The sequence below is a fragment of the Streptomyces sp. NBC_00322 genome (assembly GCF_036147535.1).
Lineage (GTDB): Bacteria > Actinomycetota > Actinomycetes > Streptomycetales > Streptomycetaceae > Streptomyces.
Map to the genome: position 1 here is coordinate 7847345 of NZ_CP108019.1, position 21546 is coordinate 7868890.

Here is a 21546-nt window from a genome sequence, read left to right on the forward strand (position 1 = left end):
CAGTGTGAAGGCAAGGGAGCTGAGCCATGAAGATCGGCGAACTGTCCCGCCGCACCGCCGTCCCCACCAGGATGCTGCGCTACTACGAGGAACAGGACCTGCTGCACCCGGAGCGGGCCGAGAACGGCTACCGCGCCTACGACACGTCTGCCGTCTACCGGGTCCAGCAGATCCGCGGGCTGCTCGACTCCGGCCTGACCACGGAGATCATCCGCAGGATCCTGCCCTTCCTCACCGAGCCGAACGAGATCCATGTCCATCCCGGGTGCCTGACGGAGGAGACCGCGGCGCTGCTGCGGGGCGAGGTGGACCGGATCCAACAGCGCATCGACTGTCTGGCGCGCAACCGCGACGCGATCCTCGCCCATCTCGCGGCGGTCCGGCCGGACACCTCCGGCCCCTGACGGGGTGAGCGGGCCGGGTGCACGGGCGCGGGGGCGGCCGTAACGTGGATGCACACGGTGGGACGGACAGTCTCCGTACGGAAGGGCGGGACCCGCGATGGCCGGTGAGATCTCCTTCTTCGAACTGGGCGTGGGCGACTTCGAGGCGGCCCGCGCCTTCTACGGCAGCCTGTTCGGCTGGACCTTCGAGCCGGGGCCGACCGAGGGCGGGGGCCTTACGATCGGCACGCCCAACGTCCCCGGCGGAGTGCACGGCGGTGACGCGGGCGCGAGCCCGTATCTCTTCTTCAGGGTCGACGACATGAAGGCCGCGCTCGAACGGGTCCATGAACTGGGCGGCACGGTCGACGACTTCGACGCGGGCAGCGACGACGAGAGCGTCGCCCGCTTCGGCCGGTTCACGCTCTGCCACGACGATCAGGGCTCGCCCTTCGGCCTGCACGAGCCTCCGAAGAACACCTGACCCGGCGGCGCCGAGCGGCCCGGCGCCTCACGTCAGACCGCGCCCGCCGTGCGCCGTACGCTCCAGTCGAAGCTGCCACGGCACACCAGCACACCCGTCGAGTCGACGACCTCGGCGTCGGTGGTGAACCGGGCGCGGAGCGCGGCCCCCACCAGGACCGGACGCAGCTCCCGCAGAGCCTGCTCGTCCAGCCGGCAGGACGCGACCAGCCTGCCCCGGGCGGGCGCCAGGAAATCCATGGCCGCGGCGGCCCCCAGCGGCACGACTCCGTGGAACTCCTTCTCGTCCTCGGCCGCCCCGATGATCGCGGCGAGCCCGGCGGCGTCGATCAGTGTGATCAGCCCGCTGGAGTGCAGGGACCCGATCACATTCGTCAGCGCCTGGGGCGTCGACAGGGCGACTTCCGCGACACCGTCGGCGGCGCGGAGCACCTCGATACCGGCAGTGCGGTGCGCCGGTACGGGATCCAGAAGGGCGCGGGCCAGAGGGGTGACGTCCAGGGGACCAGCGTGACCGCCCGGGACGACGACCGCATGACCGCCCGGTCAACAACCGGCCACCGGGGTGAAGACGCTCCGGCTGCTGCGGCCCCGCAGGCTGCCCCCGCCGCGCCGGTCACGGGCCGTGAACGCGGCCGCCGAAGAAGACCTGGGTCTCGGTGAGCCGCCCGTCCCGGACAGTGCTCAGCTCGACATTGCGATAGTGCTCGCCGTTCTTGAGCTCGTACTCGTACGCGATGAACACGCCGTCGCCCGACGCCGGGACGGCCTCGATGATCTCCTGGGACCGCAGCCGGTCGGCCGTGGGGAAGCAGCGTTCGAAGAATGCCGCCCTGTCGATACGGTCGTCCTGCGGGCTGGTGAACACGAAGTCCTCGGCGATCAGTCGGTCCGCTGTGTCGCGGTCCTGAGCGATGTAACTCGCCATGCAGGCGAGGACGACATCGACGTTCGACCCGTTGGACAGCTTGGGCATCGGGCGTTTCCTCCCTGTCATGGCGAGCACTCATTGTGTTCACGGATCCGTACGGCCGTGTGGGATATAGCTTGACGCCATGTGCTGGAGTGCGACAGCCGACCTCGCGGCGGGGACATGCGTCGCCGCGATCGGAGTGGCCTGCGTCGCGCAGGTGCGCCACCTCCGCGATCTGCCGCTCGCCGCGCTGCCGTTGCTGCTCGGAGCCCACCAGATCATCGAGTCGGTGGTCTGGCGCTCCGGTGGTGGCACGGGTCCTGCCACCGTCGCCTGGGCCGTCATCGCCCTGCCCCTGCTGCCTGTGTGGGTGCCGTTCGGCGTACTCCTCGCGGCGCCGCCGCCCGCCCGGCGCAGGCTCTCGGTGCTCGCCGCCGTCGGGATCGCCACCGCCGCTGTCCTCGCGTACAGCCTCGCGACCAGGTCCGTGACCGCGGAAATGCGGGGGCACACCCTCGGCTATGTCCTGGATCTGCCGCGCTCCCCGCTGATCATCATCGGCTATCTGCTGGCCACGGTCGGCTCACTCCTGCTCGGCGGGGATCCGGTGCTCCGGCTGCTGGGAGTGGTCGCCGGGCTCGGGGCCGTCGCGTGCGCGCTGCTGTGGCGGCTGGAATTCGTCTCCACCTGGTGCGCGCTGGCCGCCGTGGCCTCCGTCGTCCTGTACCGCTGGGTCCGGCAGCGCCCGGCCGGCCCGGGAACGGCCCGGGCGTAGCCGTTCGGCGCAGCGCGGGCAGCGCCGCGAACCGGCATCCGTACCTCCGGTTGGCCGCACGCCGTGTGGGTACCCGCACGGGTAGCACCCCGGCACGCAGGTGCCCCGCGACCTGCCCGATCAGCAGGCGCAGGAGGACGGCGCCCCGCTGAGGACTGCCGGCAGCCACGACTCGGACGCGCGGTGCACCCCGAGCAGCCCGTGCCGGACGAGCCCTCCGGCTGAGTCCGGTCGCAGACGGTGGCTCACCGGGTGAGTCTGTAGGAGGCGCACCCCTTCGCTGGAGCGGGCCCGCCCGGCGGCGGAGGGCACAGCACCGGATCCCGAGAGGCAGGAATCACCGTGAACAGCACCCAGGAGTACACGACACCTGTCGTCGTGACGCTCAGCAGCTGCGCCAAGGAGGACGCACACAGCGTCTTTCGGCTGCTGAGGCAGTCGTTCGCCTCGGACCGCGCGGACGACGACGTACCCGATTACACCTCCCACGACACTTCGGACGTCCACACGAGCGTGTGGACGTCGACCTTCGAGGTCGCGCCCTTGCACGCCAGGCCCGGACCGGTGCGGTTGACGGCGCCCGTCAGAGTGGATCTCCAGGGCACCTACTGGGGAGTGGACCGGATGACCGAGACGCTGGCCGACGCCTTCGCCGTCAAGGCGCAGGGCATGGCAGCGGGTGACCAGGAGAAGGACGTCCAGCTTCTTCTCGAGAGCGGCAGCGGATAGTTCGAGGAGGACCTGCCATGGCAATCGCCACCGTGAATCCCGCGACCGGTGAGACGCTCAGGACGTTCGACGCACTCGGACCGGACGAGATCGAGCGACGTCTCGCGCTCGCGGTGACCGCCTTCCAGAAGCACCGCACCACGGAATTCGGCGATCGGGCCGGACTGCTCGACCGTGCCGCGAGCCTGCTGGAAGAGGATCAGCACTCCATCGCGCGCACCATGACGACCGAGATGGGCAAGCCGATCACGGCCGCCCGTGCCGAGGCGGCCAAGTGCGCGAAGGCGATGCACTGGTACGCCGCCCACGCCGAGCAGCTCCTTGCCGACGAGACCCCCTCGACCGTCGATGTGAGGGACTCCGGAGCCTCGCGGGCGAGCGTCCACTACCGCCCGCTGGGCGTCGTGCTGGCCGTCATGCCGTGGAATTTCCCCCTCTGGCAGGTCGTGCGCTTCGCCGCCCCCGCCCTCATGGCGGGCAATGTCGGACTGCTCAAGCACGCGTCGAACGTGCCCCAGACCGCCCTTTACCTGGAGGAGCTGTTCCGGCGCGCCGGATACCCGGAGGGCTGCTTCCAGACGCTGCTGATCGGATCCGGCGCGGTCGAGGGAGTTCTGCGCGATCGCAGGGTCGCCGCCGCGACACTGACGGGCAGTGAGCCGGCCGGCCGGTCCGTGGCGGCGATCGCCGGTGACGAGGTGAAGAAGACGGTGCTGGAACTCGGCGGCAGCGACCCCTTCGTCGTGATGCCGTCGGCCGACATCGAACGCGCGGCGCAGACCGCGGTGACCGCCCGCGTGCAGAACAACGGCCAGTCCTGCATCGCGGCCAAGCGTTTCATCGTCCACGCCGATGTGTACGAGGACTTCCTTGAACGCTTCACCGCGGGAATGCGGAAGCTGACCGTCGGCGATCCGATGCAGGACTCCACCGACATCGGCCCGCTCTCCACCGAACAGGGCCGCGCCGACCTGGAGGAGCTCGTCGTCGACGCCCTGCGCCTGGGGGCCACGGCCCGCTGCGGGGCACAGCGCCCCGAGAAGCTGGACGAGGGCTGGTACTACGAGCCCACGGTCCTCGTCGACGTGAAGCCCGAGATGCGTATCCACCACGAGGAGGCATTCGGTCCGGTGGCCACGGTGTACCGCGTGGCCGATGTCGGCGAGGCGGTGAATCTGGCCAACGACACGCCCTTCGGGCTGAGTTCCAACGTGTGGACGCGCGACGAAGCGGAGGTGAGCCGCTTCATCCGCGACATCGAGGCGGGTGGAGTCTTCTTCAACGGAATGACTGCCTCCCATCCCGCGCTGCCGTTCGGCGGCGTCAAGCGCTCCGGCTACGGCAGGGAGTTGTCGGGTCACGGGATCCGCGAGTTCTGCAATGTCACCACGGTGTGGCACGGAGCGGAGCCCTCGGCGAGCCGCTGAGGTTGCCGGATTGCCCGCACGGCGCCCGGCGGCGAGTGAACTTCCCTACGCCTGGCGGGACTCGTATACGACCCCGGCGACGACCAGATCTTCCCAGGCCATGCCGACGCTCTTGAAGAGCCGGGGCCGAGAGGTGTCTGCCTTCACCGTGCCGCGTACGAGGTCCGCCAGACCCACCAGGGAACCGGCATCCAGCGCACCCGACCGGACGGCGAGGATGACGTCACCGGCCTCGCGCAGCGCGGCCCCGTGCGCCTCGACCACGACCATCGACCGCCGGGCCGTTGTGTCGTCGACCTCGCGCGCCTCGGGTTCGTGCGAGCCGACGGCGACGACCGTCGCATGCGCGGGCAGAGTTGAGCCGTCGAAGAGGGGAGTACGGGCCGTGGTGCAGCAGGCCACCAGGTCGGCGCGCGCCACGGCGTCGGGGGCGCCCGCCTCGACGGTCGGTCCCGCATCACCGTACTGCGCGAGGAAGGCGGCGAGTCGGCCCTCGTCGCGGCCCACGACCGTGATGTGCCGCAGCGTCGGGCGAATCGCGCGCAGCGCCTCGACATGGCTGTGCGCCTGCGGGCCGGTGCCGAAGACGACAAGCCGCTCGGGCTCCGCCACGGCCAGCAGATCGGCGGCGGCCGCCGACACCGCGGCGGTACGGATCGCGGTCAGCGCGACAGCGTCCAGCACGGCGAGGGGGCTCAGCGTCTCTGCGTCCAGCAGCAGATAATTGCCCTGGATCCGGGGGAGCCCGAGCGCGGGATTGCCGGGCGCGACGGTGGCGATCTTGACGCCCGCGTAGTGGCGGGAGTGCGAGGGCATCAGCAGCAGCTGCCCGTGCTCGACCGGCACGACGGAACGGGCCGGGTCGGCCTCGGGGTCGAGCCCGTCGCGCAGGGCGTGCTGGATGGCGGTGACGGCGGTTGCCATGGGGAGGGCGGCGCGGAGGTCGTCGGCGTCGATGACGGTGGGTTGGCTCATGCGGTCCTCCGGTGCGGGGCCCTTGCGGGGCGGAACGTTACCCGGCCGGCGCGTGCGGCCCGCGGCACCGTCCGGGCCGTTCCCCCACCCCGCCCCTTCCCGTAACTGGGGGCAGGCCCCCCAGACCCCCGTATGCGACCTTCGGCCGCATGTCCTCAAACGCCGGACGGGCTGAACTTCAGCCCGTCCGGCGTTTGAGGAGCGGGGAGGTTGGGGGTCCCCCCGGACGGAGTCTGGGGGAGGGCGGGTCGGGGAACAGGCACCCGCAAGGCTCGGGTCAGACGTTCGGCACCTTCAGCTTGTCCCAGCTCGCCTTCCCCGGGATCCCATCCGCATCGCTCCCCGAGAACCCCAGCTTCCGCTGCCACGCCGCGTACGACTTCCGGTCGGCCTCCGACCAGTCCGGGCTCGGGCCCTCCTCGTACCGCCCGCAGCCCTCGGCCACCAGCCGCTTGCCCATCGCGGTGATGATCGGGCTGCGCCGCCCCGGCGCGAAGAACGCGGCGCCGGGGAACGGCTCGAACGTCGCCGGCGGCTTCGGCGCGGGCGGCTTCGACGGGCCGTCCGGGCTGCCGCCCAGACGCGCCTTGATCCGCGCTCTCATCGAGTCCATCGTGAACCCGCGCGGGTCGACCTTCCCCGGCTGCCACTCCTTGTGGCCGATCACCGAGCGGTACGTCCAGCCGTGTGCCCGGCAGATCGCGGCCGCGGCCTTCTCGATCGCCTCCAGCTGCGCCGCAGGCCACGGGTCCGAGCCGTTGCCGAGGTTGACGCACTCGAAGCCGTAGAAGTAGCGGTTGCCGTCGGTGTTGGCCTCGTTGTCGGAGGGCAGGGCGGCCTCGTTGATCACCGCGCGCAGGACGTCGTCGTCGCCGAGTCCGGCGTGGTTGGCCCGGCCGTTGCCGACCAGGTGGACCGTGCCGTCCTTGGCTATCACCCCGTGGCACAGCGGTCCCGGCAGGCTGGAGTAGCCGTCGTAGCAGATGTCCACGGAGTTCTGGGTGCCCTTGGTGACGGTGTGATGGATCATCACGCCGTGCATGGGGCCCCAGGGCCCCTTGTGGTTGCGGTTGTGCGTGCGCCAGCTCCGCTCCTCGACGACCTGAAGCCCTTCGTCACGCAGAACCTTGACCAGTTGGGAGGCGGTCAGAGGCGTTGCCATCGTGGTGCTCCTTTCCAGGTGCTACGTCAGTGGTCGGGCTGTCCTTCGACGTCCTGCCCCGCCGTGCCGGGGTCCGAACCGCCCGCCGCCGTGCTCTCCGCGGCCGCTGCCTCCGCCTCGTACGTGGCCTCCGCCGCCAGCGCCTCGGCATCGGCCGCCGGGATGGGCGCCGCCAGCGGGGCGAAGGTCTGGCGCAGGTCGGCCACCGAGCCCTCGCCGAGCACCCAGGCGAGCGGCGCATAGTGCACATGGTTGCCCGCCGGGGCCTGGAGGAGCGGCCGGCGAGCCGCATCCGTCGGCCACTCGACATTGCCCGTCGCCGTGCGCGCCGCCACGGTCCAGTAGTCGCCCGTCGAAAAGGTCTTGCCGGGCTCGAAGTAGACGAACACACCGTCCTCCAGCGGCAGCCAGCCGCCCTCCTCGATCCGCAGGGCTCCATGGCGCAGCTTGGCCGCGCCCTGCTTCGCACGGCCGGAACCGCTCGCGCGCCCGGAGCCCGAGCGGTGGTCCCAGCGCCGCAGGAAGGGGTGGAGCTCGGGGCGGCGGCCCACCGAGGGTTCCGGCTCGGCCGAGAGCCGCACCCGGCGTCCTGGCAGGTCGAGCTCCTCGACCCGCAGCAGCGGCAGCGGCTCGTTGCGGCTGAGGTAGGCGGTGTCCGCGAACTCGACCCAGTCACCGACGTTCAGATCGAGCTTGTCGTCGCTGCCGAGTGAGGCCAATTCCACCCAGGTGCCGTCGAGTCCGTCTACGGGGAAGGTCACCGAGCCGTTCTCCCGCGACCACTTGAAGGTCGCGTCCTTGGCCGCGCCGCCCTCGTGGATCTCCACGCGGTACATCTGGTTCTCCTGGCCCCGGTAGCGGGCGTCCGGCTTCACCAGGCACGGGTCCTCGTCAGCGTGCTCGGGACGCTCGCTGCGCGCCGCCATCCGCGCGCTCGGCGCCTGCGCGGCAGCCCACTTCGTGAAGGCCGCCCGAACCTGGTCCTTCGTCGCCCCGTCCGCCAGCTCCAGCTGCGAGCCGGGCAGCGCAACGACCTGCCACACGACCTTCAGCCGGGCGGCGGTGTCGGGCATCGCCGACCCGAGCGCGACCTCACGCAGCAGCGGGTCCTCGGCAGCCGTGACCGAGCGCTCCCACACCTTCAGGTAGGCGAGATACGGGAACTGGGAAGGCAGCCGGTCGCCGGGACGCTCGGCGTCCCGGTATCCGTCGGGCTGGTCCCAGTACGTCCAGGTGGTCGGCGGCGCGGCCGGCGCGGGCGCGTCGGCGGGCGCGTCCTTCTCGTCCTCCTCGGCGCTGTGCGCGTCGTCCACGACCGGGACGCCCGGCTGCGGGCGGGTCGCGTCCAGCAGGATGCCGTCCACGTAATAGCGGCCGCCGCCGATGGACAGATCGTCCAACTCCCGGCTCCCGCCCAGGAAGTGGAGCTCGAAGCCGGTCGCGCCGCGCGGCCCGCCGTGCTGTCCGATCAGATCGGCCGCGGTGGTACGGGCCTGCGCCAGCTGGATCGCGGTCTGCTCATTGGCATCGGCGTCCAGCTGGACGCGGCCCTGCTGGGCGATCACAGCCGAGTAGTGCCGGTCCGGCCGGAAGGTGCTGCGGGAGATGTCTGCGTGCATGGAAGGGGTCCCCCTCAAAGATTGGGCAGTTGATGTCGTGTCAGGTGACGGGGATGATCCCGGCGTCGGTACCGGCCGGGGTGTACTCGGCGAGCCGGGCCCGCAGGCTGTCCTCGCGCTGGGGCTGGTACAGGTCGTGGAAGGCGCCCATCTCGGAACCGTCCTCGGCGCCCCGCTTGATCTCCTCCGCGCAGCCGGCGGCGAGTTGCCCGTACGCGGGCGTGCCATAGCGCTCGCTGGTGAACAGCGGGCGGACCGGCTGGGCGTTCTGACTGCCCACCAGGTCCGGCTGGCAGTGGTGGCGGCGCGGAGTGCGTGAGCCGGGAGGCACGTACGAGAAACGCATACAGCCGATGCCCCGACGCGCCACCTGCATCCGCCCGGTGAAGACGCTGTTCTCGGCGATCTCCACGGCATGGGTGTGGACTTCACCGATGACGGTGGTGCGATGCGCGTGGAGCACGGCGTGCGCGAGGCGGCAGTCCGGCGCGGACAGAGCCGCCCGGTCGTGGCCGGTGGCGTCCAGGATGCTGTCCCGGATGTGGATGGGCAGCGGGTCGTGGTTCACCTCGTCGCCGATGACCTCGATGGTGCCAAGGATGCTGCGCTCGATCGACACACACGCGGTGGTGCGGTCCAGGACCAGGCTGGGTTCGTCGGGGGAGTGCGGATGGCACTCAGGTTCCAGCGACCAGCCCGGTACGAGCGTGCAGTGCCGCAGTCCGACCGCGCCCACCGGACCGGTGACATTGAGCCCGCGACCGGTGATCAGCAGACCGTCGAGCACGATCCGCGGAGGCTCACCCTCGCAGTCCTCCTGGGCGCGGATGTTGAGCGCGTCGGGCCGGTTGCTGTACCAGTCGAGCAGCCGGATGACCGGCCTGGTTCCCTCGGCGGCGCGCACCTCAAGACGGTCGCCCGGATCCAGATCGAAGTCCAGCTGCTCCTGGTAGGCACCGCTGTGCGTGATCTCGATGATGCCTTCGGGGCCGCACTGCCCGGAACGCCGCTCGCGCTGCCAGTCGTTGTACGCGTCCATGATCCGCTGGTAGCTCTGGTCCGGGCCGACCCGGTAGACCTTCGCCGCCGTCGGCGCCTCACGCTCACGCGGGTACTCGCCGCCGCCCGTATCGTCCGCGAACGCGTAGTGGTAGGTGACCCAGACGCCCTGCCGCGGCGCGGACCGCGAACCGAACGCGATCCTGCCGAGCGCCGGATCGACCGCCACCTGGCCGCGCTTGGGCCGGTAGCGCCAGTGGGTCAGGTCCGCCACCACGATGTCCGAGAGCGGCACGGGCTCGTCCTGGCCGTCGCGCCAGATCGTGAAGCTCTTGCCCGGTCCGTAGTAGTCCGCGAGCCGGTCGGCGAGCTGCCGGCGCCGGATGTGGGCGGGCACGTTGTCGATCGTCGCGACATGGGTCGCCGAGGGCTCGGGGACCGGCTTGGTCACCAGCGGAGTGTCATTGCCGAGAATCGAGAAGGTGTACAGGTTGCGGGCCCGGTCGATGCAGTACGCGGGCGCCCCGGTCACGGGGTACGGCTTCAGCCGCCAGACGAAGAGGCCCACCCCGGCGGGGGAGTAACCGCCCTGACCGCGCGCCGAGTTGGCCCGCCGCACATTCACCGACTGCGCCACGGTCCCGAACGGCCCGCCCGCCAGATCGAGGGCCGCACCCTCGCGTACGTCCACGAGCCTGCCGCGCTCCCGGCGGCGCGCGTTGGCGGCTTGAGTGCCCGATCCGTACAGCTTCACCGGCTGCTGGTGGGAGACGAGCCGGGAGAACTCCACGGCTCGCGAAGGCCATCCGGCGACGTCCTCCGCCAGCTCCTCAAGGAGGGCGAGGGTGCCCTTGCGGCGCCGGTTGGCGACCGTGGCTGCCACATCGCGGCGCGGTGCCAAGGCCTCGGCGAGCCGCAGGCGCGAATCGTCCCCGCCCTCACCCTCCAGACCCTGCGCCTGCACGCGTTCGTAGCCCGGCAGCGGGGAGTAGCCGACCAGATCGCCGAGATACGGCAGCACCCAGGGCGCCGCGGTCTCCACGAACCAGTCCTCGTAGCCCTGCTCGACCCCGTCCCGCACCCTGTCGACCTGCTCGGCGATCACCGCGAGCAGGGCCCGCAGCGGCTCCCCGCCCTCGGCGTCCCGCAGGCGGTGCCACTGCGGAAGCAGATCAGCGAGGCCGTCCGGTTCCCTGGTCATGAGGTGACCTCCGTCAGAATCAGCGTGTCCGCGACATGCGGGGAGAGCAGGGCGAGCTGTGCGGGCCGGATGCCGCGGAAGACGAACACGGCCCGGCCCTTCTCCAGCCGCCGGGTATCAGTGATGTCCGGGTTCAGCCGCAGCAGTTCGGCGAGCGAGATGCCGTGCCCGGCGGCGACCCGGGTGAGCGTTTCGCCGTCGTCGGCGGTGACGCGGTGCACTGCTTCGTCGTACTCGGCGAGCCGAGCCCCGACCGCGGTGCGCGGCCGGTCGAGCGAACTCGCCAGCCCTGTCAGCTCGTCGGGCGTCACGGACGCGGGCACACCGGTGAACACATCCACGTCGACATAGTCGACACCGGGCACCGAGTGGGCGGTCGCCAGCACCTCGGACAGGCGCGCGGGGCGGCCCAACTCGCGCCACCCGCTGCCGAATCGGGTCAGCAGCGCCCGTCGCAACCGTGGCTCGACGACGCTCCAGGTGTGGTCGGGGGCGACCTTCACCTTCGCCGCGAGCAGCAGCAGTACCAGCTCGCGCACGTCCACCCTGACCGGCAGGCGCGAGTCGCCGTACTCGGCCAGCGACGAGCGCAGCGCACGCAGCACCTCCGAGTCTTCGGCGATCGCGATGTCGTCGACCCCGGCGACCGTCACATGCAGCACCCGGCGCCGGCCGTCGAAGATCTCGCGGGCCGCGGCCCGCCCGATGCCCGCACGCGAGCGCGCGAAGTCCTCGTAGTCCTCGACGGACACAAGCCGGTCCAGCGCCGAGACCGCCAGCGGGATCGTGCGCCGGGTCAGTCCCGGACCGTCGGCGTCCGCGCCGCCCGTGGCGGGCTGCGGGTTGGTGACGGCACTGACGCCCAGCGGCCGGGAGACCGCCTGAGTGATGCGATCCGCCCGCACGTTGGCGGCCCTGCCGGTGCCGAAGCGGTACCGGGCCCGGACGTTCTCGTGCCCGGTGGACAGCCGTGCGCCGTGCACCCCGTCGCCGAAGGTCACCGTCGTACGCCCGTCCCCGGCCGTCCCCGAGACATATGCGCGCTCGCGCGGACCACGCCCCGCCAGACTGTCCACTTCGTGCCACAGCAGTCCGTCGACGCGCACCTCAAGGGTGGGCGTCGCGCCCAGGGGATTGTCGGCGGGCAGCCACGTCAGCGGCGACTGCCACAGCGTGAACGTCTGGTTGGCCCGGTCGGCGTCGCCGCTGCCGATCGGCTCGTCGCGGCTCTCGCCGTGGGTTGCGGCCACCACATTGCCCTGGACGCGCACGGTGTCACGGCGGTAGCGGTAGGCCAGATCCGTGGTGAGAGTCAGCTTCGTATGTACGTGATCGCCGGGCAGGTGCGGGTCGAGCTGCTGCTCAACGGCCGTGATCACCACCAGTTCGGTGCCGCGGACCCCTGCCGTGTCGGGGATGTCGGTGCGCTCGCCCGAGACCACCAGATGACGGCCGGGCCGCAACCCGTCGTACAGCTCGGCCAGTTCGAGCTCATTGCCGTGAACGTCCTCGCCCAGCGGCTCGTCGGCGGGCCGCAGCGCCTCACCGCCCGCGTGCACGGTCGCGTCCCGGATCGCCGAGAGCAGGACGTCGTGCTCGTCCAGCCACGGATCGGCGAGCGTCAGCTCGGTGCCGCGGCCGGTGATCCCGTAATTGGTGTAGGCGGCCGTGCGCACGGCGGTGACCCGGGTGGTCACGAACGCGAGCTTCTTGTCGCCCGGGATGCCGTCGGGTTCCCCGGAGCCCTTGCGGGGACGCTCGATCGCGACCCAGCTGCCGACCGTGATCCCGTCCTGTACCGAGTCGAGCGGAAGCACATGACGGTTCGCCTGCTCCGGCACGGTCGCGATGCCGATCTCGACATTCGCGGGCTCGCTGCCGACCGTGTACCGCGCCGTCACCTCCACACCGCCGTGGGTGACCTGCTTGTGCTCACCGGGAGCCAGCAGCCAGTTGAGCGGCTGGCCGTTCTGCACCGCCACATGCACCCGCCCGTCCTCGGCGGGCCTCGACACGAACAGCGTCCGCTCCGGAAGCCCTTGGGAGAACTCGGCCGTCACACCGGGCTCCTGGGAGTCCGCGGGTCGCCTGGTCAGCCAGCTCAGATCGTGGTCCTGGCCCACCCGGGTCTGCAGCGAGACCCTGCCGGGCCCCAGACCGAAGCTCGTGTCCGTGGGCAGATTCTCCGAACGCTGCCACGAGGACCCTGTCTCGATGTGCTGGAACTCGGCGCGCACCGGAACCCGTCCGGCCGTGTCGTACACGATCCGCATCGTGGTGAGTTCCCCGCCGCTCACCGGCCAGTCCGTCTGCCGGATCACCCGCCCGCGCTCGTCCTGCACGGGCTTGAGCGGCGCCGTCGCCCCGAACGGCGCGGCGGTCACCCGCATCGCCTGAAGCTCCCGCAGCAGCGCGGGCACGGCAGGCGCCGCCCGCCGCCACGCCGCGTACATGCCGTCGGCGACCCGCGGATCGAGCGCCGACAGCAGCTGCGCACCGAGGTCGGAACCCGGCGCGAAGTACCGGCCAGGATCGTGGGACAGCGTGCGCGCCCCGGAGGGCGGCCGCACCACGCGGGTGCGCAGCGCGGGAAGTACGGCGCCGAGCGCCCGCATCGCCGGTGAGTCCGAAGCCGCCTCCGGAGTCTGTGCGCGGGAAGGCTCCAGATCGGCCGCCCGCTCCATCAGCTCGCCGACCACGGCCTCCAACTGCTCGAACCAGGCGGCCACTTCCTCGTACGGCGCGGCTATCGCCTGCGCCTCCGCGAGCCGGTCGTGCGGTTCGACGAGCCGCGCCGCGAACTGCGCGGGCGTCTTGATCCCGGCCAGATCCGCACGCAGCGGCGCGAGCACCTGAGTGTCGAAGTCCTCGATGATCCGGCTGACAGGGCGCGGGTTGGGGTTGTCGGGGGTCGGGTCACCCTCCTCGACCTCCCGCTCGTCCTCGGTGATCCACTCGCGCAGCTCGGCCACCAGCTCGGACAGCGAGGGCGGGGCGGACTGCGGCAGCCCGATCGCCGTGACCTCGTCGTCCCGGTCGATGCGGATACGTGCCACTGGAAGCAGCAGCCGCTGCCCGGGGGTGTCCTTGTCCCCGCCGAAGACGAAGAGCAGCCTGTCCCCGGTCTGCAGGGAGGTGTCGGTCCCGGAGACGAAGATCTCCGGGCGCCCGCGCAGATCGTCCGGGGTGAGCAGCGCCGGCCGGCGCCGGCGCACCGCGAGCTCGTTCCACGCCCAGCGCGCGATGAGGTCTTCGCCGGTCTCGAAGGCCTGCGACTCCTCGTCGGAGGTGCTGGGCACGCTGTTGGCGCGCGCGCCGCGCGGGATCAGCACCGGCACGTCCTCGGCCCGCGGATCCCTGTCCAGCGTGTACGCGAGATGGGTGTCGGCGGCGATGCCCGGCCGCGGCCGGTGTCCCACAAGGCGCCCCAGCAGAGCCAGCGAACGGTGCTCGTCGGCCGTGCGCAGATACCCCTCGTCGGCGATGCGCTCGGAGTGGAAGGTGAGCAGATCGCCCACGGCCGCCCACGCGTCGAGCAGTCCGATCGACGGATCGTCCGGGGTGCGGACGGTCAGCCCGCGCAGCGCCGGATAGGCGGGGGAGGCGAGCCGGTCGAGCATGGCCGCCAGGAACGAGCCGTACTCCCCGACCCGGTAGTTCAGGGCCGTGCGGCCCGGAGCGTTGTACAGGGCCTTGGGCGCGTGGCGTTCGTCGTGCCCGCCGCAGCCGCAACCGCAGGAGCCGCTCATCGCGCACCTCCGCCGAGCTCGATCGAGAGCCGGCCGAGCTCCGGCCGGTCGGGGTCGTTGTCGCAACGCGCGATCTCCAGCGGGCCGAGCCGCAGCACGCCTGCCTCCAGTGCCGTGTCGTCGAGTGGGTCTTCGTGGAAAAGCCGTCGCAGCCGGGTCACCCGTACGCTCTCCACGCCCTGCACCGCCGCGGCTGCCGCCACCAGACGGCTCAGCCGCACCGGTTCACCGAAGGTCAGCGCGTCGGGGTCGAAGAAGCCGAGCCGTCCGCCGGTCAGCGGGCGGTTGCCGAGGAGCCGGTACAGCTCGGCGAGAATCTGGCCGTGCTGATGACCGGGCGCCGCGCACACCGCCAGCGCGATGTCCAGCGGCACGGACCGCGCGGGCCCCACCACCAGGTCGTGCCCGATCCGGCGGTAGCTCTCCAGTGCGTACGCCACCGAGTCGAGCAGTTCCGGGGACGCGTCCCCGTTGCCCAGCGCGTCGACGGCGACATGCGCCTCCTGCACGCTGCCGGTCCATCGGATCTCGGCGGCCGCGCGCTGCACGCCGGGCAGCTTCGACGCCAGTGCCGCATAGTCCTCGGCGGTGACGGCCCGCAGCCGGGTGCGCTTCAGGTCGAGCGGGGCGAGCTGGCGCACCTGCTCCACCGGCTCGGGCTCCGTGCCGCCGACGGCGGGCAGCGGATTGCGTACACCCGCGACGGGCATCGGGTTCCCGGCGTCCGCGTCCTCGGGATCACGGCACAGCACCAGATGGTTGATGGACTCCGCGCCGACATTGCCGGCGGTGCCACCGCCGAGCCGGTAGTGCAGCTCCAGCCGTGCGCCCGGCTGCGGGCGGGCGCCGTGGCGCCCGTCCCCGAACCGCAGCGCGATCCGGCCGTCGTCCTCCAGCTCACCGACGAAGTGCCGCTCGCGCGCACCCGAGTCGAGCAGATCCCGCTTCGCGGTCCACCACGTCTCGCCGTCCGCGAGTGTCACGGCGGGAAGCGCGGCCCGCGGATCCTGTACGAGCGAGGCCGCGGGACCCCGCAGCACCGGCTCGTCCGGATCGATCCCCGCCGAGTACTCGGCGCCCCAGGTGTGGGTGATCTCCCAGGCGATGGAGTCGTCCAGCACCGCACCGGCCCGCGCCCGGGCCGTCAGCACCTCGAGACGACGCAGCTTCGCGGCCAGCAGCCTTTCGCTGCGATGCAGCAACTCCCGCAGCGCGCGCACCGGATGACGGCGCAGCTCCAGACGCTCCAGCACCCGCAGGCCGAACAGCACTGTCAGCTCGGCGATTTCAGCTTCCGTCAGTCCGTCGCAGTCGCGGGCGCTGCGCCACAGTTCCACCAGCCGCTGCCGGACGCGTCCGGGGATGGCGGCCAGCCGGGTGGACTGTCCCGCCGAGACATGACGCGGGTCGGGGAACGGCACCGACTGGACGACGGGGGAGCGCTGCAGCACCGGCCGGAAGCGCGCCGGGATACCGGGGTAGACGACCTGAGCCAGCAGGGTCTCAAGCGCCTCGGCCTGCTCGTAGGCGGTACCGGGGACGACCTTCTCCCGTCGGCGGCCCGCGAGTTCCAGGCCGAGACCGGCGCGTCCCGTCTGGTCCTCGCCGACGACGGTGAACAGCTCCCGAATCTGATCGGCGGTCAGCAGCCGCCCACAACGGGTCTGCTCCAGACGGGCGTTGATCAGATCCGCGGTGGCGTTGCCCTCCTTGCGGTCCCAGCAGCCGAAGCCGGACGGATCGCAGGAACCGAGGACGGCGGTCGCGGGAGGCACGGTGACCGTCTCCGGCGTCCCGCCGCAGAACGTGAGCGAGCGCCCATGGTCGACGAGCACGACATTCCCGCGCGCCACGCTCACATCCTCGACCGTCTCGCAGTCCGAGCCGCCCCGCGTCGACAGACAGACGGGGAAGGCCAGCGCGTCCTCCTGCGCCCAGGTGACCTCCAGCACTGGTTGGTCGGCCAGCCGGTCCACGCCCGGCGTGACCGAGGTGAGGCGTAGGGCCTGACGGTGGGCGGGGTCGGCGTCGCCCGGCGTACCGGAGCGTGCCCCCAGCACCTCCTCGATCAGCAGCAGATCGCCCGGAGCCAACTCCAGCGACCTGACCGAGCACTCCTCGTCCGCCCACGCGTCCCGCAGCGTCGCGGATGTGGCGCCCTTGGGCAGCGAGCACACCTCGTCGCCCCAGGTCCAGAAGCGGATGGTGTTGTGCTCGGGGCGCAGCGCCAGCGGCTCGTCGGCGACGACCGGCTCGAACACCTCGACCGATCCTCGCTCCTCCAGCACGGCCAGGTCCCGGTCGTCGATGACGGTGCCGATCGCCGGCCTGTCGCGCGGCCCCAGGCTGCGGACGTCGACGGCCGCGAAGCGGTATGAGCCGGGACGCAGCGTCAGCGGCCGTTCGGTCTCGACCGCGACGAAAGCGCGTGCGTTGACGCCGTCGTGCATCGGGTAGTCGATGAGCCGCACATGACGGCGGACGGAGACGCGGCGGCGGGCCGTGTCGAGATACGCCTCTGTCGCCACCGCGTCCTGCTGATAGCTGATCCGGTCGGCGGTGTGGGCGAGGAGCTCGACCAGCGTCGTGCCGAGGTCGGCCGCATTGCGCTCCACCCAGTCAGGCGTGGTCAGCGCCAGCCGGTCCAGGATCAGGCGGCGGATCGTGTCGTAGTCGCGCGCGGTGTAGTCGATGACCGGTGCGGCGGGGAAGGCAGTCGGGCAGTCGGGCTGCTCGTCCTTGCAGTCGAAGGGGGTCGGGCAGTCGGGCCGGAAGTCGAACCCGGCGGAGAAATAGCGCTGGTCGAAGCCGGGAAAGGGCTCGGTGCCGGGCCGTCCGTACGGATCGGTGTCCACGACGGAGAGCGTGTACCGGGACGTGTCGCCCGTGCGGTCCAGCGTCACGAACAGCCGGTCGTCGAGCTCCGGGTCCTCCTCGCGCTCGACGGACACCTCGACGGCCTCGATGCCGGTGATCCGGCGCCCGCCGTCGATGCGGATGTTCTCCGGGCACAGCCCGTGGGGCGCCTTGCCGAGGAAGGTGACGGTGAGCGTCAGCCCGTCGTCACCGACCTCCACGGCGTCCACACCGCCGAGCTGCGCGGCCCGTACCTTGGCGCGCCTGCCGTCCGCACGGCAGACCAACTCCTTGCTCGTACCGCTCATGCCGGGCCGCTCCCCTCGAACACGTCGTCGCGCCGGCTCGCGGTGGAGCGCACCACGTAGCGCAGATACACCCGGACCACGTTCTCCTCGCTCACCACGTCCAGGGCCTCCACCTCGATCAGCTCACCCAGCCAGCGCTGCAGGGACGCCTGCACCGACAGTTCGAGCGCGGAAGCCAGTTCGGGGCTGTTGGGCGTGAAGACGAGATCGAGCAGCCCACAGCCGAAGTCGGGGCGCATCACACGCTCGCCGGGGCTGGTGAACAGCAACTGCTCGATCAGATCACGCACATGCTCGTCGTACGCGGCGTGCGCGGTGCGTCCCCGCCGGTCCGTGCGGAAGGGGAAGGCGATATCGCTCCTCATCGCGACGACACCCCCCGCGCCGACGCGGTGACCACCGGCGGGCCCTGCGGCACCAGCGCTGCGCTGAAGCAGAGCGCGGATGTGCTGTCCAGCAGCACGGGTGAGCCGTCGATGAGCACGCTGTCGCGGTGCGGTGTCCAGCGGACGGTGGCGCACGGATGCGGTACGCCGTCGACGGTGTGGCGGCAGCCGCTGACGATGAAGACGCCGGCGGCGGTGGGCACTTGATGGCCGTCGATCCGGACGCCGGACGACGGGGCGGAGGCGGGCACGACCCGGCCGCCGTGCGGGCAGCTGATCACGCTGCCGCCGTTCACGAGATTCCCCGACAACACGTAACTCCCCGTTCCCTTGGGCCCTGTGCTCATCGCTTCTTCGGCACGATCAGCCGGCCCTCGTTGATGTTGACCTCGTCGCCGATCAGCACGATCGACGCCCCCTTGCCGTTGCCGATCGTCACGCCCTTCTCGTCGATCTGGATGTACGCGCCGCCCTTGGCCTCAAGGAGAATCCCCGTACCGCCGGGCACGTCCGACATCACCAGCTTGTGAGCGCCCGGCGTCTGGATGACCACCGGCTGAGAGCCGGGCAGCTCGGCGCTCGCCCGGGGCGGCAGCTCGGAGGCGTCTCCGTACCAACTCCCCGTCCAGATGGGGAAGCTGGGGTCCCCCTGCTCGAACTCCATCCACACACCGGCACCGATCTCGGGCACGACGTACTGACCCGCCTGCCGTCCGGTGAACGGCAGACAGGGCAGCGCCCAGGTGGAGGCCTCGTCGCCGAGCACATCCGGTACCTGGGCCGTGATCCGGCCGAGCTTGAGCGGGTCCTTGTTGTCGATCACCCGCCCCCGGAACTTGCCGAGAAACCGGTTGTTCGGTCCTGCAGCCATGCGAAGTTCTCCTGGTCCTCACGTCTCTGCGGACGCGTCTTTACGGGCGCACTGTCCTGCTGCGGGCGATGAGGCCCTCGCGGGAGAGCGTGAAGTTCTGCTGGTACGAGCCGGGCCTGAGGTTGTGCGTCACGCTCTTGACGTAGTAGTCGCCGTCGTACGTCACGCCCGAGCCGCGCACCCCCACCAACTCCCGTGGCCGCAGGACATATCCGTGCCGGTTGACATCCAGCGACCCCGATCCGGAAATCGCGTCCGCGGACGTCGCGGCCCTGGCGAGGGTCTCGGCCTCGGCCTGCCCGAGCTCCTTCTTCGCCGTACCGGAAAGGGTCTTGCGCTTGAGGGCGGGGGAGGCGCGGAGGCCGAGCGGTGGCCGCAGCGGGCTGATGTCGGGCTGCGCCAGCAGCCGCACGTCGCGGGTGCGCGGATCCTGGACGCGGGCCTGGGGCTCTTCCCTGGCCGTCCCGTCGTAGGCGAAGGTCAGCTGGTCGACGGTGGAGTTGTTGTCCATGTTGACGTTCAGCGCGTGCTGGCGCTGACCGAGTCGCTGCTCGGGACCCCAGAAGGCGACGGACCGGCCGATGCCCGGTCCCGGCTCCAGATAGAAGGTGTATCCGTTGGCGCGGGCCAGCTCGTTCAGATACTGCAGATCCGTGCCGGTCTGGTAGTCGACGCGCAGCTGCTCGCGAGGCGGCTGATGGATCTGCTCACGAATGATCCAGGGATCGATTCCGTAGTCCGCGTACCTCCGCAGAATCCGCTCGACGCGCTGTGCGGGGCCGAGATTCGGATACCGGTCCGTCCGCTCCTCCAGATCCATCAGCAGGGTCAGATCCTCACCGGTGACGGTGAGCGTGGTCTGCCCCGGCTGATTGCTGGCGCCCACTTCCTGCCGCACGATCAGCCCGTCCAGGATCACCGTCGGCGTGCCCTTGACGGACGTCGTAACGATCACCCTGGTCTTCGGATCGAAGAACCCCTCGGGCAGCAGCCGTTGTGTGATCAGCCCCCGCTTGGTCAGATCGAAGGCGAACTGGAACCCGCTCCGTTCCCCGGCGGTCATGGTGATCTGCGCGGACAGCAGAGCCTCGGCCACCTCGGCCGGCACCGGGCGGGTGAGCTTGGGCCCCATGTGCAGGGTGAGATGGACGGGCCCGCTCCCGATGGGCTCATCAGCCATGGAACCCACCCGGCAGAGGAATGTCGATCGTCCGCCCCGGCTCGGCGGTCAGCTCCTGCGGGTCGAGTACGGGATTGGCGTCCGCGATCTGCCACCACTGCCCGGGGTCGCCGAAATAGCGCTGCCCGAGATGGTCGGGCCGCTCGCCGCTGCTGACCGTGTGCGGCGCGGTCTCGCCGGCGGCCTCGCTGAGCGGAGGCAGCAAACGCCGCTTGGTGTACCGCACTTCGGTGCCGTCCGGGAGGCGGTGCACGCCGATCTCCGCGTCGTGGTACCGGCTGGTGCGGGGGTAGGGATGCGCCCCCGGGATCGCGTCCAGCGCACTCTCATAAGGATCGATCACGTCCTACAGCCCCCGTCCCAGCCCGAGCTCGGCCAGCCGCCCGCCCCGCGCGGCGGCGGCGAGCCGTTCCTTCTGCGCCAGATGTGCGAGATACAGGTCGGCCCCGCGATGCCCGGCGGGCAGATCGCTCACGCTGAGCACCTTCATGCCGATGCCGAGGCTTGCCCGTATGGGATTGAGATTGACGTCGAACGCCGACTCGTTGATGGACAGTTCGGTGAGCCGCACGGGCATGACGCGCTTGCTCCCCCAGGTGAAGAGGGTCAGCGGCATCTCGATCGGGCTGATCTCGATGGTGCCCTTCTGGGTCCGGCGGGAGGCCTCGCGAAGCTGAGCGCTGGTGGGATGCACGAGCATCTCCAGCGTCGCGAGCTGCGGATGAATCCCGTCGGGCGCGGCGACCTCGAACTGATCGGTGGCATCGATCTCCGCGGTGAACTTCCAACTCTCCTCGGCGGGCCCCTTGAGCCGGAGGGCCTCGTTGCGGTCCCCTCCGCTGCCTCCTCCGCCGGCGTCACCGCTTCCTCCGGCGGATTGGGGGGCGAGGGAGCGTTCGAGGGTGTCGGGGTTGAACTGGAGGACGATGATGCGCTGGGGGGTGCCGCGCTCGGGGTCGACGACGACGATGCCGGAGCGGATGGGCTTGGGGATGTCTGCGTAGCGGGTCATGCGTCACCGAGCCCGGCTCGACGATATACAGTCACGATCTTCTCCGCTTCCGCTTGCACTCGTTGGTCTGTGTCGCCTTCCGCCATCGCCTGGACGATCGGGAACAGTTCCGGCCACTCCATGTAGGCGGTGGTACGGGCTGCCGCGGCTCGCACCATGGGGTTCTCATGGGCAAGGGCGTTCGCCAGCGGAGGCATGAACTCAGGGGAGTGGACCGGTGGTGCGCCCAGCCCCAGCCGGAAGATGGACTGGACCAGCATGCGTGGGTCGGTCTCCTCGTAGGGTTCGTTGAGGAGCTCGGGGATGCGCCAGACGTCCAGCTCCTGCTCCGCTTCACCGAGCAGCCTCACCAGTTCGTCGCGGTCCGAGCCGTAGAAGAAACAGCAGAATTCGCCGGAGGTGCGGTCCCGGGTCACCTGGAAGACGGTGTCTTCATCGAGGGACCAGACCATGGACTTCCTTCCCGTTCCACTGTCCTCAGCGGGTTCCTCAGGCCAGCTGTGCTGTTCGGCGAAGCG

The 21546-nt window shown here is 71.0% G+C and carries 20 protein-coding genes; 5 read left to right on the plus strand and 15 right to left on the minus strand.

Annotated features, from left to right (window positions below; all coding sequences use genetic code 11):
* Positions 1-26: 26 nt before the first annotated feature.
* Positions 27-404, plus strand: coding sequence for a MerR family transcriptional regulator (locus OG905_RS35815; RefSeq protein WP_328680970.1), 378 nt, complete (start codon positions 27-29; stop codon positions 402-404).
* Positions 405-501: 97 nt separating this feature from the next.
* A complete protein-coding gene (locus OG905_RS35820) occupies positions 502-867 on the plus strand; it encodes a VOC family protein (protein WP_328680972.1) in 366 nt (121 codons plus the stop codon).
* Between the two features lie 32 nt (positions 868-899).
* On the opposite strand, the gene OG905_RS35825 is transcribed toward OG905_RS35820, so the two are convergent.
* Together OG905_RS35825 and OG905_RS35830 are read right to left on the minus strand one after the other, a co-directional pair.
* Positions 900-1367, minus strand: a complete 468-nt coding sequence (locus OG905_RS35825) for a PaaI family thioesterase (RefSeq protein ID WP_328682779.1) — start codon at positions 1365-1367, stop codon at positions 900-902.
* 115 nt (positions 1368-1482) lie between these two features.
* Positions 1483-1842, minus strand: coding sequence for a nuclear transport factor 2 family protein (locus OG905_RS35830; protein WP_328680974.1), 360 nt, complete (start codon positions 1840-1842; stop codon positions 1483-1485).
* Positions 1843-1921: 79 nt separating this feature from the next.
* Between OG905_RS35830 and OG905_RS35835 the strand changes: the two genes are divergently transcribed.
* The 3 genes from OG905_RS35835 (at position 1922) to OG905_RS35845 (ending at position 4710) form a co-directional block, all read left to right on the plus strand.
* Positions 1922-2554, plus strand: coding sequence for a DUF6629 family protein (locus OG905_RS35835; protein ID WP_328680976.1), 633 nt, complete (start codon positions 1922-1924; stop codon positions 2552-2554).
* A 342-nt stretch (positions 2555-2896) separates the two neighbouring features.
* On the plus strand, positions 2897-3283 hold the full coding sequence (locus tag OG905_RS35840; RefSeq protein WP_328680979.1) for a hypothetical protein: 387 nt from the start codon (positions 2897-2899) through the stop codon (positions 3281-3283).
* A gap of 17 nt (positions 3284-3300) precedes the next feature.
* Positions 3301-4710 (plus strand): NADP-dependent succinic semialdehyde dehydrogenase, encoded by a 1410-nt coding sequence (locus tag OG905_RS35845; protein WP_328680981.1) that lies wholly within the window; start codon positions 3301-3303, stop codon positions 4708-4710.
* Positions 4711-4755: 45 nt separating this feature from the next.
* Here OG905_RS35845 and OG905_RS35850 read toward each other — a convergent pair whose 3' ends face one another.
* The 13 genes from OG905_RS35850 to OG905_RS35910 form a co-directional block, all read right to left on the minus strand.
* Positions 4756-5685 carry an ornithine cyclodeaminase family protein gene (locus OG905_RS35850; protein ID WP_328680983.1) on the minus strand — a complete coding sequence of 310 codons (930 nt, stop codon included), beginning with the start codon at positions 5683-5685 and terminating at the stop codon, positions 4756-4758.
* Between the two features lie 277 nt (positions 5686-5962).
* Entirely contained in the window at positions 5963-6847 is an 885-nt protein-coding gene (locus OG905_RS35855) for a peptidoglycan-binding protein (protein WP_328680984.1), read from the minus strand.
* A gap of 26 nt (positions 6848-6873) precedes the next feature.
* The gene (locus tag OG905_RS35860; protein WP_328680986.1) at positions 6874-8466 is read right to left on the minus strand and encodes a DUF6519 domain-containing protein; all 1593 of its coding nucleotides are present in this window, start codon (positions 8464-8466) and stop codon (positions 6874-6876) included.
* Positions 8467-8506: 40 nt separating this feature from the next.
* On the minus strand, positions 8507-10666 hold the full coding sequence (locus tag OG905_RS35865; protein ID WP_328680988.1) for a hypothetical protein: 2160 nt from the start codon (positions 10664-10666) through the stop codon (positions 8507-8509).
* On the minus strand, positions 10663-14415 hold the full coding sequence (locus OG905_RS35870; protein WP_328680989.1) for a putative baseplate assembly protein: 3753 nt from the start codon (positions 14413-14415) through the stop codon (positions 10663-10665). The genes OG905_RS35865 and OG905_RS35870 overlap by 4 nt, the downstream gene beginning before the upstream one ends.
* The gene (locus OG905_RS35875) at positions 14412-17579 is read right to left on the minus strand and encodes a putative baseplate assembly protein (RefSeq protein ID WP_328680992.1); all 3168 of its coding nucleotides are present in this window, start codon (positions 17577-17579) and stop codon (positions 14412-14414) included. The genes OG905_RS35870 and OG905_RS35875 overlap by 4 nt, the downstream gene beginning before the upstream one ends.
* The gene (locus tag OG905_RS35880; RefSeq protein WP_266487781.1) at positions 17576-17944 is read right to left on the minus strand and encodes a GPW/gp25 family protein; all 369 of its coding nucleotides are present in this window, start codon (positions 17942-17944) and stop codon (positions 17576-17578) included. Before OG905_RS35880 ends, OG905_RS35875 begins: the two co-directional genes overlap by 4 nt.
* The gene (locus OG905_RS35885; protein WP_328681000.1) at positions 17941-18312 is read right to left on the minus strand and encodes a hypothetical protein; all 372 of its coding nucleotides are present in this window, start codon (positions 18310-18312) and stop codon (positions 17941-17943) included. Before OG905_RS35885 ends, OG905_RS35880 begins: the two co-directional genes overlap by 4 nt.
* Positions 18309-18836 carry a phage baseplate assembly protein V gene (locus tag OG905_RS35890; protein WP_328681001.1) on the minus strand — a complete coding sequence of 176 codons (528 nt, stop codon included), beginning with the start codon at positions 18834-18836 and terminating at the stop codon, positions 18309-18311. The genes OG905_RS35885 and OG905_RS35890 overlap by 4 nt, the downstream gene beginning before the upstream one ends.
* Before the next feature lie 40 nt (positions 18837-18876).
* Positions 18877-20016, minus strand: a complete 1140-nt coding sequence (locus OG905_RS35895; RefSeq protein ID WP_328681002.1) for a hypothetical protein — start codon at positions 20014-20016, stop codon at positions 18877-18879.
* Entirely contained in the window at positions 20009-20359 is a 351-nt protein-coding gene (locus OG905_RS35900; RefSeq protein ID WP_324979539.1) for a hypothetical protein, read from the minus strand. The genes OG905_RS35895 and OG905_RS35900 overlap by 8 nt, the downstream gene beginning before the upstream one ends.
* A 3-nt stretch (positions 20360-20362) precedes the next feature.
* Positions 20363-21028 carry a hypothetical protein gene (locus OG905_RS35905; RefSeq protein ID WP_328681006.1) on the minus strand — a complete coding sequence of 222 codons (666 nt, stop codon included), beginning with the start codon at positions 21026-21028 and terminating at the stop codon, positions 20363-20365.
* Entirely contained in the window at positions 21025-21480 is a 456-nt protein-coding gene (locus OG905_RS35910) for a HEAT repeat domain-containing protein (protein WP_328681007.1), read from the minus strand. The genes OG905_RS35905 and OG905_RS35910 overlap by 4 nt, the downstream gene beginning before the upstream one ends.
* Positions 21481-21546 lie beyond the last annotated feature (66 nt).